The sequence below is a fragment of the Janibacter sp. CFPM2_SD2 genome (assembly GCF_057364645.1).
Genome location: NZ_JBNFOF010000014.1, coordinates 14,807 through 28,943 on the forward strand (window position 1 = coordinate 14,807; position 14,137 = coordinate 28,943).

A 14,137-nucleotide genomic window follows, 5' to 3' on the forward strand; every position below is an offset into this window, starting at 1 on the left:
GGGGGCCAGCCGGGGCACCCGCCAGGCGGCCGTGGCCGCCGATCCGTCGAGCACACGTCGGTGACCGGTCGGCTGGACGAGGATCCACGGCACGGCCCAGCCGCCGAGGCGCAGCCGGCGGGTGGCGAAGGCGTCCTCCTCGAGCACTTGCACCGAACCGCTCGCCGGCTCGTAGACGTGGAGCACGTCCGGCCGCTCGCCCGGGAGCACGAGCGTGACGTGCCGCGGCAGCAGGCGGCTGCCGACGTAGAGCGCGGCCGGCTCACCGTCGACGACGAGGTCGAGCAGCCGCCGGTAGCGGGCGCGCAGCGACTCCTCGGAGTGGGCTCGCACGGAGATGATCCGATAGCGCGTGCCCGGCCGGGAGCCGCCGTGCTCGAGCTCGTGCGCGAGGCCCCACGGGGGCGTGCCGAGCGCCTGCGGCCACGCGAGGGTGAAGCCGCCGCCGGGGCCGCGCCAGCCGTTGGTGCGAGCGTGGACGACCCGCTCCCAGGCCGCGAAACGCTCCGCTGCGGTGGCACCCTCGGCGCCCGGCACCGGGTGCCCCTCACCGGTGGCGACCCAGCGGGCGAAGGGAGCGTCGACGAGCATCCGGGCGACCGTCGCGCACGCGGACCCGCACGTCGTCGGGCTCTGCTGCCGTGGCCCGGACGATCCCTGCACGAGGCGGAAGGGGGCGGTCACACCGACATCCTGTCAGGCTTCGAGACGGCCGCGGACGGCCTCCTCAGCCAGCGTGGTGGCTTCGAGACGGCCGCGGACGACCTCCTCAGCCAGCGGGGGGTGTCAGGCGGAGCGCTTGTGCTTGCGCTTGCCGCTCTCCTCGTGCCGCACGATCGCCGGCAGGACGTTGTCGCGCACGACCTCGGCGCTGACGACGATCTGCTTGATGCCGTCGTCGCTCGGGGTGTCGAACATGACCGGCATGAGGACCTCCTCCATGATCGCGCGCAGGCCACGGGCTCCCGTGCCGCGGGCGATGGCGGAGTCGGCGATCGCCTCGAGGGCGTCGTCGGTGAACTCCAGCTCGACGCCGTCGATCTCGAACATCTTGCGGTACTGCTTGACGAGAGCGTTCTTGGGCTCGGCGAGGATCTGCACGAGGGCCTCGCGGTCGAGCGGGGTGACCGTCGTGATGATCGGCAGACGGCCGATGAACTCGGGGATGAGGCCGAACTTCATCAGGTCCTCGGGCATGACGTCGGTGATCGCCTCGGCGAGGTCGGTCGCCTTGTGCAGCTCGGAGCCGAAGCCCAGGCCCTTCTTGCCGACGCGCGACTCGATGATCTTCTCGAGGCCGGCGAAGGCGCCGCCGACGATGAAGAGCACGTTGGTCGTGTCGATCTGGATGAACTCCTGGTGCGGGTGCTTGCGCCCGCCCTGCGGGGGCACCGACGCCGTCGTGCCCTCGAGGATCTTCAGCAGCGCCTGCTGCACCCCCTCGCCGGAGACGTCACGGGTGATCGAGGGGTTCTCCGACTTGCGGGCGACCTTGTCGATCTCGTCGATGTAGATGATCCCCTGCTCGGCCTTCTTCGTGTCGTAGTCGGCGGCCTGGATGAGCTTGAGGAGGATGTTCTCGACGTCCTCGCCGACGTAGCCGGCCTCGGTCAGGGCGGTCGCGTCGGCGATCGCGAAGGGGACGTTGAGCATGCGGGCGAGGGTCTGCGCGAGATAGGTCTTGCCGCAGCCGGTCGGGCCGATGAGCAGGATGTTGGACTTCGCGATGTCGACGTGGTCCTCGTCGCGCTTGGCGACCGCGCCCTCGTCGGCCTGGATCCGCTTGTAGTGGTTGTAGACGGCGACGGCGAGCGCCTTCTTCGCCTTGTCCTGACCGATGATGTAGGTCTCGAGGAAGTCGTAGATCTCGCGCGGCTTGGGCAGCTCGTCGAGGCCGAGGTCACCCGAGTCGGTGAGCTCCTCCTCGATGATCTCGTTGCACAGGTCGATGCACTCGTCGCAGATGTAGACACGGGCCCGGCGATGAGCTTCTTCACCTGCTTCTGGGACTTGCCGCAGAAGGAGCACTTGAGCAGGTCGCCGCTCTCTCCGACTCGTGCCACGTCAGGTGTCCTCTCGATCCCGGGTCGACCACGTGGGTCGCGTGCCTCGACCGTACCCAAGTGGGTGCCGGTCGTCTCCCATTGGACACCGACCGACGGGGGCGCGTCGCGCCGTTCCGCTGACAGCGCAACCGCCCGACCCGCCCCACCGCCCGTCAGTCGTCGGCCTCGTCGTCGTCCCGCAGGATCTGCGCGATGCCCACGACGAGCGCCAGGACGATCGAGAGGCACAGCCACGCGGCCTCGCGGGGCCGCCACCACCCACCGGAGCCCTCGTCGGACGTCGGCGCGGACGAAGGGGGAGGCCGCCGCCGGTGTCGTCCCGGCCCCGAGCCGCTCCTTCGACGTCGGCGACCGTGACCGCACCCTGCGGGGTGCCAGGGGCCAACGCCGTCGTCCCGCCGCACAGGTCGACCCGCCAGGCATCGCCCGCACGCGTGCCCAGCAGCAGGTACTCCCGCCCGACGGCGAGGCGCACGCCGCAGGAGGCGGAGTCGTCACGGCTGACGACGGCGACCCGCTGCTGCCCGGGCCCCTTCCACTCCCTTCGCACGACGACGTCGTAGCGCGAGCCGGCCATCCCGTCGGCGCTCGTGTGCTCGTCGCGGGCGGCGACCTCGACCCGCGCGACGAGCGCCGCGCGGTCGACGAGACGTGCTGGGCTGCTCACGGCGCACGAGCAGGCCTGGGCCGCGGGCGCGGTGAGGACCACGACCGGCAGGGCCAGCAGAGCCGCCAGGAGCGGCAGGAGCAGACGTCGCATGGTCCTTGGACGTCTCCCACCCTGGTTCGGTTCCACGGCCGGCGCGGCACGACGCAGGGCCCCAGGAGATCGCTCTCCGGGGCCCTGCGGTCGTGGTGGCTCGGTCGCCGCGGTCAGTCCTCGAGCGAGGCCTTGCGCGGGGTGAGCACCTCGTCGATGAGGCCGTAGTCCTTGGCCTCCTGCGCCGAGAGGATCTTGTCGCGCTCGATGTCCTCGCGCACTTCCTCGGCCGTCTTGCCGGAGTGCTTGGCCCAGGTCTCCTCGAGCCAGGTGCGCATGCGCAGCACCTCGTTGGCCTGGATCTCGATGTCGGAGGCCTGGCCGTACTCACCGCCGGCGAGCGCCGGCTGGTGGATGAGGATGCGGCTGTTGGGCAGGGCGAAGCGCTTGCCCGGGGCACCGGCGCCGAGGAGCACCGCCGCCGCCGACGCGGCCTGACCGATGACGAAGGTCTGGATGTCGGGACGGATGTACTGCATCGTGTCGTAGATCGCCGTCATGGCGGTGAAGCTGCCACCCGGGCTGTTGATGTACATGAGGATGTCGCGCTCGGGCTCCATCGACTCCAGCACGAGCAGCTGGGCGATGATGTCGTCCGCGGAGGCGTCGTCGACCTGCACGCCGAGGAAGATGATCCGGTCCTCGAAGAGCTTGGTGTACGGGTCCATCCGCTTCATGCCGTAGGAGGTGCGCTCCTCGAAGTTCGGCAGGATGTAGCGGCTGGACGGCCCGGGACGAAGGGGGGCCGAGCCCGGCTGGTGGGTACGCAGCTGTGCGTCGAAGTTCATGGTGTCTCCTGGAAGGCTCGGGGTCGGCTCAGTCGCTGATCGGGTTGTCGGTCGGGCGACCGGCCTGGTCGGAGCGCTCGAAGACGTGGTCGACGAAGCCGTACTCCTTGGCCTCCTGGGCGCCGAACCAGCGATCGCGGTCGGAGTCCTTGTGGATCTGCTCGACGGTCTGGCCGGTGTGCTCGGCGATGAGCTCGGCCATCTGCGTCTTGACGAAGAGCATCTGCTCGGCCTGGATCTTGATGTCCGAGGCGGTGCCGCCGATGCCGCCGGAGGGCTGGTGCATCATGACCCGCGCGTGCGGGGTCGCGTAGCGCTTGCCCTTCGTGCCGGCCGACAGCAGGAACTGGCCCATCGAGGCCGCCAGACCCATCGCGACCGTCGCGACGTCGTTGGGGATCCACTTCATCGTGTCGAAGATCGCCATGCCGGCGGAGATCGAGCCACCCGGGCTGTTGATGTACAGCCAGATGTCCTTCTCGGGGTCCTCCGCCGCGAGGAGCAGCATCTGGGCGGCGATGGCGTTGGCGTTGTCGTCACGCACATCGGAGCCGAGGAAGATGATGCGCTCCTTGAGGAGGCGCTGGTAGATGTGGTCGTCGAGACCCATCCCGCCCTGCGGGCCGGCTGCGACGATCTCGCTGCTGTTGCTCACGCTCACTCGCTTCTCCGCCGTGTCGGCGGTTGCTCTCGTGTTCACGACTTTCACTGACCCTAACGCCCGCTCCCCGCGCATGTTTCCCGCCTCCCGGCCGTGTTCGCCGTGAGCGCAACACCATGGCGAAGGGGGGAGCTCACCCCTTCGCCGGCGTCACCAGGAGCGACAGGCCGGCGAAGCCCTCGAGCTCGACGTGGAAGCCGTGGAGCTGGTCGACCTCGCCGAAGGTCGAGCCGTCGCCCATGTCCATCAGGCGCGAGCCGGGCTCGAGGTGCTCGCTGATGACGGTGCCGCTGATCGGTTCCCCGCTGAAGTTGAGCACCGTCACCTGCAGCTGACCGGGGACCTGCTCGTAGTCGTGCACCATGACGAGCATCGACCGGTGCGCCACCTCCGGCACGTCGACCTGCCGGGTCGTCGCGATGGCGAAGTAGCCGCGCAGGTGGAGCAGGTCCTTCAGGCGCCGGACGAAGGAACGCGGGTCCTGCAGCTGCGCGTCGATCGGGCCGTAGAGCGTCCGGGCCCGCGGCATGCCGGAGGCGGACCCGGTCGCCTCCGGAGCGACGTCGAGCAGGTCGTAGGCCGGCCGGTGGACCCAGCGGGTGTCGCCCTCGCGCAGCAGCGGCTCGATCTCGTCGGCGGGGATCGGCAGCGCCCCGACGAGGTCCCACCCCGACAGGGCGAAGACGCCCGGCTGCAATGCGTTGAACATCGCGAGCAGCAGGTGCGCCCGCGTCACCCGCTCGACGTCCTCGTCGGTGAGCGCGTCGAGGTCGCGCAGACCGAGGGCTGCGGTGATGACGGACGCGGTCGTCGAGGCGATGCCGTTGGTCGTGAAGACGAGGTTGTAGGGCGCCGCGTCGCCGGTGAGGGCCTCGGTCAGCTCCTCACGGATCGTCGCGGCGAGCCCCTCCCCCGTCGTCACCTCGCCCCGGAAGTCGAACTCGTCGTCGCGGTGCCGGCTGGCGAAGTGGACGAGCTCGTAGGTCATCTCGTCGTGGTTCTGCAGGGCGTGGACGAGTCCGGCCGCGTCCACCCCGAGCTCGTGCGCCTGCCGCAGGGTCAGCCGGAGGAACTCGGTGTCGCCGGTCGCGAGGGCGTGGTGGTAGGCGGGTCGGTTGACGAAGTCGTAGGACAGGTCGGCACCGCCCGCGGCGGTGTCGCGGATGTCCTCGATCGAGAGATTGAGCTCCTGGAAGGTGAAGCCGCCGACCTTGCGCACCATCGACCCGATGAGCTGGTTGGCCGCCTGCGACAGCGGGTGCCCCTCGGACCACGCCGGGCCCTCGAGGGTGCGCTCGACGCCGAGGAATCCGTTGGCGTCCAGCCGCAGACCGCCGGAGCCGAGGTCACCGAGACTGTGCAGCGCGTCGCCGATGACGAGTCGCATCCCGGCAAAGGTGGGGTCGAGCCAGTTGATCGACGGCTGCCCCTCCTTGAAGTAGTGCAGGTAGACCCAGCGGCGGGTCACCCCGTCGGGTCCGGTCACCGGGGCGGTCACCGACCAGTTGGTGTCCTTGAGGCCCGGCACGTGGAAGATCACCCGCTGCATCTCGCCGACGATGAGCCCGGCGTCGGCCAGCGCCGCCTCGGCGGCCTCGTCGAGGTTGACCGAGTCCCGCCCCTCGGGCACGTCGGGCAGCAGGTGCCAGTCCTCCTGCGGGATGGCGACCATGTGGTAGATCCCCGGGTAGTCGCCGACGCCCATCTCGGCGAGCCGGAAGTCGGCCCCCTTGCCCGTGTGACCGGGGACGATGTCGTCGATGACCGTGCCGTCGTGGTCGGCCGCGACCCGGCACATCTCGCGGTAGTCGTCCTCGCTGCCGAAGAGCTCGTCGATGTGCGTGCCCACCCGGTCGAAGTGCCCGTCGACGCTCGGGGTCGGGCTCCAGCCCGACAGCCCACCGGCCCGCTTGACCGGCCCGGTGTGCAGCGCGTGGATGCCGATCTCCTGGAAGGTCTGCCACAGGACCGGGTCGGCGAGCGAGGCGAGGAAGGAGGTGCCCGGGCGGGTGATCATCGAAATCGGGTAGGCGGTGAACCACACCGACGCCGTCTGCACGGCCGCCCGGGGGTCGGGCTGGGCGAAGGGGTTCTGCCACATCGACCCCTGCCCGGTGAACTGCGCCGCGATCTCCTTCGCGTCCTGGAGCATCGACTGCCCCTGCAGCCACTCGACGTAGACGGGGTTGGACCCCAGCGGCTCCCCCGACCGCACCTGCGCTGCCGAGGGAGCGCCCTGCGGACGCAGCCGGGCACGGGGCCGCAGCGCCCGCGGGCGGGCGGGGAAGAAGACCTGCGCGAAGTTGGGCTCGCCCGGGTCCTCGACCTCGAGGGCCTCGACCTCGACGGTCTCGTGGTCAGCGGGCACCTGGTCGCGATCGCTCATGTCCGCCAACGCTACGACGTGGCGGTGCCCTCCGCCGCGTCGGTGCTGCCCTCGACCGACGCACCCGCCGGCGGTCGAAGTCCCCGGCGTCACCGGTCGGCGTGCCCAGGTGCTCACGGGCCCACTGCGGGACGACGAAGAGCGCCTCCGCCTCGGCCGTCACCCGTCCCTGCGGGTCGACGATCTCGCCGCTGGCGAAGACCTTCCACCCCTCGAGCCGGTCGACGCGGGCGCGGCAGACGTGGTCGGTCCCCAGCAGCGTCGGCCGGCGGTAGGTGGTGTTGAGGTAGGCCGTCAGGCCGGGCACCCCGCGCTTGGCCGCGGCCGTGCCGAGGACCTGGTCGAGGACCGAGGCGACGAAGCCGCCGTGCACGCACCCGGGCGGTCCCTCGTAGGCGGCTCCGAGGGAAAAGGTGCACGCCACTCCCCCTTCGTCATCGGTCATGACGAGGGGCGGGGCGATGGGGTTGCGCATGCCGACCATGGGGTTGGCGTGGTCGCGCAAGCGACCGTCGCTGCTCGTCTCGACGCCGAGCGGACCCTCCTGCGACCGCTCGAGCAGCCGGGCCACGAGCACGTCGACCTCGGCGGCAACCTCGTCGAGGACCGGACCCTCGTGACGGGTGCGCACGGTCGCGTCGATGAGCCGACCGACGGCACGGGCGAGGTCGCCCTGCGCCCGCTCGAGCTCGGCCAGGGCCTGCGGGTCCTCGACGGGGAAAGGCGAGGGGAAGGTGCCGTCCGTCATGCGTCCTCCTCGTGGGTGGCGGTTGAACACGCGTTCAATCTCCGCATCACCCTAGGGTAATGCGGGTTCAGGTCGGTGGTCGGGGCGGCTCAGCCGCGCGCCGCGCCGCGCTCGCAGACGGCGGGGACGGCGAGCACCGCCGGCACCGCGAGGAGGCCGACGAGCAGCAGCGAGCGCAGGACGCCGACGTGGTCGCCGAGCATGCCGAGCAGGGGCGGTCCGACGATGAAGGCGAGGTAGCCGATCGTCGAGACCACCGACGACCGGCGCGCCGGCGCGGGTCGTCGGCGGCCGCACTCATGCCCGTGGGGAAGCCCAGGCTCGCGCCGACACCCCACAGCACGACGCCGACGAAGGCCAGCGCCGTCGTGCCGAGCACGACGAGCAGCGAGCCGACCGCCGCCAGCGCGAAGAGGACCCGCAGCACGACCACCCGGCCGTGGCGGTCGAGCAGGCGCACCCCGAGGAGCCGGCCGGCGGTCATCGCCGCGAGGAAGGTCGCGAAGGCGAGCACCCCGATCTCCTCCGGCTGGTCGTGGCCCTCGGTGACGGCCAGGGCGATCCAGTCGTTGGCCGTGCCCTCGGTGAGGGCGGCGACGAGCACGACGACGCCGATGGCCAGGGTCCGCGGTTCGCGCCAGGCGCTGCCGGGTCGCCCCGCGGCGTCACCTTCCTCCCCCGCCTCGAGCCGGCGGGGCAGGAAGCCGCGCGGGATCCACAGCCCGACGACGAGGACGAGAGCGGCGACGACGGCCAGGTGGGCGAGGACCGGGACACCGGCGCGGACGATCCCCGCCGCGGCGAGCGCGCCGACCACCGTGCCGCCGGAGAAGAAGGCGTGGAAGACCGGCATGACGGTGCGGCCGAGCTGCTGCTCGACGGCCGCCCCCTCGTGGTTCATCGACACGTCCCACAGCGAGATGCCGACGGCGATGACGAAGATCGCCGCAGCCGTCGCGGGCGCGCTCGCGAGCACGTCGACGGCCAGTCCCAGCCCGAGGAGGCCGAGCACGACGACGACCACGCCGATCATCACCGCGCGGGCGGCACCCACGGCCGTGATGACCCGCCCGGCGAGGGGCAGGGAGACGACCGAGCCGAGGGCGCCGAAGAGCAGCGTGCGGCCGAGCTCACCGGGCGTGAGGTCGAGCTGGGCGCGGATGGCCGGGATCCGCGCCGCCCACGTCGAGAAGGCCAGCCCGGAGACCGCGAAGGTCGCGAGCACGGCACTGCGTGCGGTGGTGGTCGCCATGGCGGGCTCCCTTCTGGCACGGACGAAGGGGGGTCACCGCACGTGGCGGTGACCCCCCTTCGTCGGGGTGGTGCTGGGTCAGGCCTGCTCGTCGGCCGTCTCGGCGGTCTCCTCGGCCGGAACCTCGGTGGCCTCGTCGTCGAGCTCCTCGACGTCACCGGTGCGCTCGCCCTCGGGGACGATGTCGTCGAGGTCGATGGCATTGCCGTCGGCGTCGACGATCTTGGCCTTGTCGAGAGCCGCGGCCAGCGCCTTGCGGCGGGCGACCTCGGCCACCATCGACTGGACCTGGCCCTGCTGGTCGAGCAGCTGGGCGAACTGGTTGGGGTCCATGCCGTACTGCTGCGACTGCATGATGAGGTACTCGACGAGCTCGGGCTGGCCGACCTCGATCTCCTCGGTCTTGGCGAGGGCGTCGAGCAGGAACTGGGTCTTGAGCGTCGAGCGGGTCGACTCGTCGACCTCGGCGCGGTGCTCGTCGTCCTCGAGACGACCCTCCTGCTCGAGGTGCTGGTTGACCTCGGCCTCGATGATGCCCTCGGGCAGCGGGATCTCGGTGTTGGACAGCAGGTGGTCGAGGACCTTGTCGCGGGCCTGGATGCCCTGCTCGAACTTCTTCGACTGCTCGGCCTGCTTCGCGAGGTCGGCGCGCAGCTCCTCGGCGGTGTCGAACTCGCTCGCCATCTGGGCGAAGTCGTCGTCGACCTCGGGCAGCTCGCGCTCCTTGACCGACTGGACCGTGACGGTGCAGTCGGCGGACTGGCCGGCCTTGTCGCCACCGGCGAGCGGGGCGGAGAAGTCCTTGGTCTCGCCCTTCGACATGCCGACGAGCGCCTCGTCGAGGCCCTCGAGCATGTTGCCGGAGCCGATCTCGTAGGAGACGCCCTCGACGGCGTCGACGTCCTCGCCGTCCATCGTCGCCTTGAGGTCGATGGAGACGAAGTCGCCGGTCTGGGCGGCGCGCTCGACGCCGACCAGGGTGCCGAAGCGCTCGCGCAGCTCGGTGAGCTTGGCCTCGACGTCCTCGTCGGTGACCTCGAGGTTGTCGACCTGGATCTCGATGCCGTCGTAGTCGGGGAGGGTGACCTCGGGGCGCACGTCGACCTCGACGGTGAACTTCAGCTGCTCGCCGTCGGTCATCGGGACCTCGGTGATGTCGACCTCGGGCTGGCCGATCGGCTCGACACCGGTCTCGTCGACGGCCTGGCCGAAGAACTCGGGAAGGGCCTCGTTGACGGCCTCCTGGATGACCGCGCCCTTGCCGACCCGCTGCTCGATGATGCGGGTGGGCACCTTGCCCTGGCGGAAGCCGGGCACGTTGATCTGGGACCCGATGGACTTCAGGGCCGCGTCGACGTGCGGCTGGAGCTCCTCGCTCGGGACCTCGACGGTCAGCTTGACCCGGGTCGGGCTGAGGTTCTCGACGGCACTCTTCACTGCAGGCACTCCACACGATCTGGACGACGAAGGGGGTTGCGGCGCAGGCTGTCGGGTCCGCTGGACGGCCCTCCGGCGCGCACGCACCGTCCCGGGTGTCCGGGACACAAGCAGTCACTCTATCCGCTGCCCGCCCGCAGGCCGAATGCGCCGCTACCTTGGCCCCATGAGCGCCGACCGCGAGTCCTTCGTCCGCACCCGCCTGCAGAGCCTGCGCATCATCGCCGGATCGCTCATCGGGGCCCTGGTGATCTTCGCCGTCGTCGCGGTCGTCGTCCTCGGGCTCGAGGAGTACCCGTCGCCGGTCACGGCCGCGGCGCTCTTCGCGATCAACGTCGCGGCCTTCGTCATCGTCGAGGTCGTCGGCTACCGGACCCCGGCGGTCCCCCGCGACGCCGACGAGGACACCGCCCTGCGGATCGGGCTCGACGCCCTCCAGCAGACGACCATCACCCGCTTCGCCATCATCGAGGCGCCCGCGCTCCTGTCGCTCGCCTGGGCCTTCACGACCGGGTCGGCGTGGGCCTACCTCGTCGGCGGGTTCTGGGCGCTGCTGTCCATGGCCTGGCACGTGTGGCCCACCCGCCGGGTCGCGGCCCGCCTCGAGCGCAGCCTCGACCGCGAAGGGGGCCGCTCTCGCCTCTCCGAGGTCGTGGGCGGCGGCGCCGCCACCCCCGGCGTCCAGCAGTACTGACCGGCCGACCTGCGGCAGCGCGCGAGCCCGAGCGAGGCATGACGTGGCCGACGACCCCCTGATCGACTTCACCCGCGAGGGCTTCGACCACGAGGGCACCGACCACGCGGTGCTGCGCTCGGGCACCGGCCCGGCCGTCGTCGTCATCGCCGAGTTCCCCGGTATCACGCCGCAGGTCGCGGCCTTCGCCCGGAGGGTGCGCGACCTCGGCTGCACCGTCGTCCTGCCCGACCTCTTCGGCGTCGCCGGGCGCGACGCGCTGGCCGGGTCCTCCCTTCGCATCGCGGCCGGTGGTGTCCACACGGCGGCGCAGGTGTGCGTCAGCCGGGAGTTCTCCCTCCTCGCGCTCGGGCGCACCTCGCCGGTGATCCCGTGGCTGCGGGCCCTCGCTCGCGCCGAGCACGCCCGGTGCGGTGGCCCCGGGGTCGGCGCCGTCGGCATGTGCCTGACCGGCGGCTTCGCCCTGGCCATGGCGACGGACGAGAGCGTCCTCGCCCCGGTGCTCTCCCAGCCCTCGCTCCCCCTGCCCGTCGGCCGCCGACGCAGCGAGACCACGGACATCAGCGAGGAGGACCTCGCGATCGTCGAGCAGCGCTGTGCCGCAGGGCTGCAGGTGCTCGGGGTGCGCTTCGAGGGAGATCGCGTCTCACCGGGGTCGCGCTTCGCGACGCTGCGGCGACGGCTGGGCGACGCCTTCGTGGCGGTCGAGCTGCCGGACGACGCGGCCAACCCCGACGGCTTCGGCGCGCCGCACTCGGTCCTGACCACGCACCTCGTCGACCGCGAGGGCGAGCCGACCCGCGCAGCCCTCGACCAGGTCCTCGACCTCTTCCGCGAGCGGCTGCTGGAGCGGTCGTCCTGAGACCTCAGATGGTCGGGGTAGCCGGATTCGAACCGACGGCCTTCCGCTCCCAAAGCGGACGCGCTACCAACCTGCGCCATACCCCGCGCGCCCCGATTGTGACCGGGCCACGAGCGGGCACTAGGCTAACGCCTGCTCTTCCAACGGCTGCGCCCCAGGCGTGCTCGAGGGGAGCGCGCGGGCGTAGCTCAATGGTAGAGCCCCAGTCTTCCAAACTGGCTACGCGGGTTCGATTCCCGTCGCCCGCTCCACACGCCGTGGCGATCATCTCGTGAGACATTCGCCGGCCTTAGGTGAGGCTCACCTAAGCAGGAGTACATTCCTGCTTCGTGCTCGCCAACTACCTCATCGGACTGCGCGAGGGCCTTGAAGCGGCCCTCGTCGTCAGCATCCTCGTGGCCTACCTCGTCAAGAGCGACCGACGCCACCTCCTCTCCCGCATCTGGCTCGGCGTCGCCGCGGCCGTGCTCGTCAGCCTCGGCTTCGGCGCCCTGCTGACCTTCGGCCCGCGCGGCCTGACCTTCGAGGCCCAGGAGCTCATCGGAGGCGGGCTCTCGATCGTCGCGGTCGGCTTCGTCACCTGGATGGTCTTCTGGATGGCCCGCACCGCCCGGGGGCTCGCGGCGAGCTGCGCGGCCGGATCGACGCCGCGTCCGAGGGCAGGCGCCTGGGGCCTCGTCCTCGTCGCCGTCCTCGCGGTGGGTCGCGAGGGCCTCGAGACCGCGCTCTTCCTGTGGGCGACCTCCCGCGCCACGAGCAGCGACGGCGGCTCGACGTGGACCCCGCTCCTCGGGGCCGTGCTCGGCCTGGCCACGGCCGTCGTCCTCGGCTGGCTGATCTACCGCGGCGCCATCTCGATCAACCTGTCGACCTTCTTCACCTGGACCGGCGCCTTCCTCGTCGTCGTGGCCGCCGGCGTCCTCGCCTACGGCATCCACGACCTGCAGGAGGCGCGCTTCCTGCCCGGGCTGCACGACCTCGCCTTCGACGTCTCGCACATCGTCGACCCCAACACCTGGTACGCCGCCCTACTCAAGGGGATCTTCAACTTCACCCCGCAGACGACCGTGCTGCAGGCCATCGCCTGGGTCGCCTACGTCGTCCCCGTGCTCACGCTCTTCCTCGTCGGCGCCCGCCGACGCATCCGCCCGGCCGCACCGGCCTCCCCTTCGCTCGCCACCACCACTCCCACCAAGGACGCCCGATGACCCTCCGCCACCTCACCGCCGTCGCCCTGCTCGTGCCGGCCCTGGCCGCCTGCACCTCCAACTCCCCCTCCGGCGACGCGAAGGGGGACGATCGCACCATCGCCGTCACGTCCACCGACGACGGCTGCGAGGTCTCGACCGCCGAGGTGCCCGAGGGCGCCCTGACCTTCAAGGTCAAGAACGCCGGGACCAAGGTCACGGAGTTCTACCTGCTCGGCGAGGACGGGCTGCGGATCGTCGGCGAGGTGGAGAACATCGGGCCCGACCTCGCCCGCGACCTCGTCGTCAACGTCCCGGCCGGCAGCTACACGACGGCCTGCAAGCCCGGCATGGTCGGCGAGGGCATCCGCGCCGATTTCACCGTCGCGACGTCGAAGGGCTCCACCGTCGCCGCCGGTGACCAGGCCACCGTCGCCCAGGCGGAGAAGAACTACGCGGCCTACGTCAAGGACCAGTCCGACCAGCTGCTCACCAAGACGACGACGTTCGTCGACCTCTACGAGGCCGGCAAGGACGACGAGGCGCGCGAGCTCTACGCGCAGGCCCGGGTCCACTGGGAGCGCATCGAGACCGTCGCCGAGTCCTTCGGCGACCTCGACCCCAAGATGGATGCCCGCGAGGCCGACCTCGAACCCGGCCAGAAGTGGACCGGCTGGCACCGGATCGAGAAGGACCTGTGGCCGCAGGAGGCCAAGGACTACACGCCGCTCACCGACGCCGAGCGCACGACCTTCGGCGACGACCTGCTGAAGAACACGAAGACCCTCGACAGCCGCATCCAGAAGATGAGCTTCACCGTCGACCAGATCGCCAACGGCTCGCGAGGGCTGCTCGAGGAGGTCGCGACCGGCAAGGTCACCGGCGAGGAGGAGGCCTGGTCGCACACCGACCTGTGGGACTTCCAGGCCAATGTCGACGGCGCCAAGGTCGGCTACGACGGCGTCCGGCCGATCCTCATGGACAACGGCAACTCCGCCCTGGCCAAGCAGCTCGACTCCCGCTTCGCGGAGCTGCAGGACCTGCTCGACGAGCACAAGAAGGGCGACGGCTTCGTCTCCTACACCGACCTGAGCAAGGACGAGGTCAAGGAGCTGTCCGACGCGGTCAACGCGCTGTCCGAGCCGCTGTCCAAGCTCACCGCGGCGGTCGTCTGACGATGAGCGAGGAGCCGCGCGAGCAGCCGCACGAGGACCCGCCGCAGGAGTCGCCCGAGGAGCCGCAGGAGCGTGCGGGGCACACCCCCTCGCGTCGGGCGACGCTCGGCACGGGGCGCGG

11 protein-coding genes, 2 tRNA genes and 1 pseudogene are annotated in these 14,137 nt (G+C 71.1%); 5 read left to right on the plus strand and 9 right to left on the minus strand.

Annotated elements, in window-relative coordinates:
* Positions 1 to 786 precede the first annotated feature (786 nt).
* The 8 genes and pseudogenes from clpX to tig all read right to left on the minus strand — a co-directional run bounded on the left by clpX (position 787) and on the right by tig (position 10,098).
* Positions 787 to 2,063, minus strand: a pseudogene (clpX, locus tag AC2W7J_RS02615) (ATP-dependent Clp protease ATP-binding subunit ClpX).
* Position 2,064: 1 nt separating this feature from the next.
* Positions 2,065 to 2,826, minus strand: coding sequence for a hypothetical protein (locus AC2W7J_RS02620; protein WP_485981358.1), 762 nt, complete (start codon positions 2,824 to 2,826; stop codon positions 2,065 to 2,067).
* Between the two features lie 113 nt (positions 2,827 to 2,939).
* Entirely contained in the window at positions 2,940 to 3,614 is a 675-nt protein-coding gene (locus tag AC2W7J_RS02625; protein WP_072625038.1) for an ATP-dependent Clp protease proteolytic subunit, read from the minus strand.
* 28 nt (positions 3,615 to 3,642) lie between these two features.
* Positions 3,643 to 4,224 carry an ATP-dependent Clp protease proteolytic subunit gene (locus tag AC2W7J_RS02630; RefSeq protein ID WP_255186358.1) on the minus strand — a complete coding sequence of 194 codons (582 nt, stop codon included), beginning with the start codon at positions 4,222 to 4,224 and terminating at the stop codon, positions 3,643 to 3,645.
* 184 nt (positions 4,225 to 4,408) lie between these two features.
* Positions 4,409 to 6,661 (minus strand): maltose alpha-D-glucosyltransferase, encoded by a 2,253-nt coding sequence (gene treS / locus AC2W7J_RS02635; protein WP_485981360.1) that lies wholly within the window; start codon positions 6,659 to 6,661, stop codon positions 4,409 to 4,411.
* A complete protein-coding gene (locus AC2W7J_RS02640) occupies positions 6,633 to 7,409 on the minus strand; it encodes a PaaI family thioesterase (protein ID WP_485981362.1) in 777 nt (258 codons plus the stop codon). The genes treS and AC2W7J_RS02640 overlap by 29 nt, the downstream gene beginning before the upstream one ends.
* A 67-nt stretch (positions 7,410 to 7,476) precedes the next feature.
* Complete coding sequence (locus tag AC2W7J_RS02645; RefSeq protein WP_485981364.1) at positions 7,477 to 8,661, minus strand: MFS transporter; 1,185 nt, start codon at positions 8,659 to 8,661, stop codon at positions 7,477 to 7,479.
* Between the two features lie 78 nt (positions 8,662 to 8,739).
* Entirely contained in the window at positions 8,740 to 10,098 is a 1,359-nt protein-coding gene (tig, locus tag AC2W7J_RS02650; protein WP_485981366.1) for a trigger factor, read from the minus strand.
* Positions 10,099 to 10,264: 166 nt separating this feature from the next.
* Here tig and AC2W7J_RS02655 point away from each other — a divergent pair, with 166 nt between their 5' ends.
* Both AC2W7J_RS02655 and AC2W7J_RS02660 read left to right on the plus strand, forming a co-directional pair.
* On the plus strand, positions 10,265 to 10,792 hold the full coding sequence (locus AC2W7J_RS02655; RefSeq protein ID WP_255183868.1) for a hypothetical protein: 528 nt from the start codon (positions 10,265 to 10,267) through the stop codon (positions 10,790 to 10,792).
* Positions 10,793 to 10,835: 43 nt separating this feature from the next.
* The gene (locus AC2W7J_RS02660) at positions 10,836 to 11,654 is read left to right on the plus strand and encodes a dienelactone hydrolase family protein (RefSeq protein WP_485981368.1); all 819 of its coding nucleotides are present in this window, start codon (positions 10,836 to 10,838) and stop codon (positions 11,652 to 11,654) included.
* 9 nt (positions 11,655 to 11,663) lie between these two features.
* On the opposite strand, the gene AC2W7J_RS02665 is transcribed toward AC2W7J_RS02660, so the two are convergent.
* A tRNA-Pro gene (locus AC2W7J_RS02665) sits at positions 11,664 to 11,740 on the minus strand.
* A 91-nt stretch (positions 11,741 to 11,831) separates the two neighbouring features.
* On the opposite strand from AC2W7J_RS02665, the gene AC2W7J_RS02670 reads away from it, so the two are divergent.
* From AC2W7J_RS02670 to efeO, 3 genes are all read left to right on the plus strand, one after another.
* Positions 11,832 to 11,905, plus strand: a tRNA-Gly gene (locus AC2W7J_RS02670).
* 78 nt (positions 11,906 to 11,983) lie between these two features.
* Positions 11,984 to 12,862: an iron uptake transporter permease EfeU gene (gene efeU / locus AC2W7J_RS02675; RefSeq protein WP_485981370.1), complete on the plus strand. Its 879-nt coding sequence runs from the start codon at positions 11,984 to 11,986 to the stop codon at positions 12,860 to 12,862.
* Complete coding sequence (efeO, locus tag AC2W7J_RS02680; RefSeq protein ID WP_485981372.1) at positions 12,859 to 14,016, plus strand: iron uptake system protein EfeO; 1,158 nt, start codon at positions 12,859 to 12,861, stop codon at positions 14,014 to 14,016. Before efeU ends, efeO begins: the two co-directional genes overlap by 4 nt.
* The last annotated feature ends 121 nt before the right edge of the window (positions 14,017 to 14,137 follow it).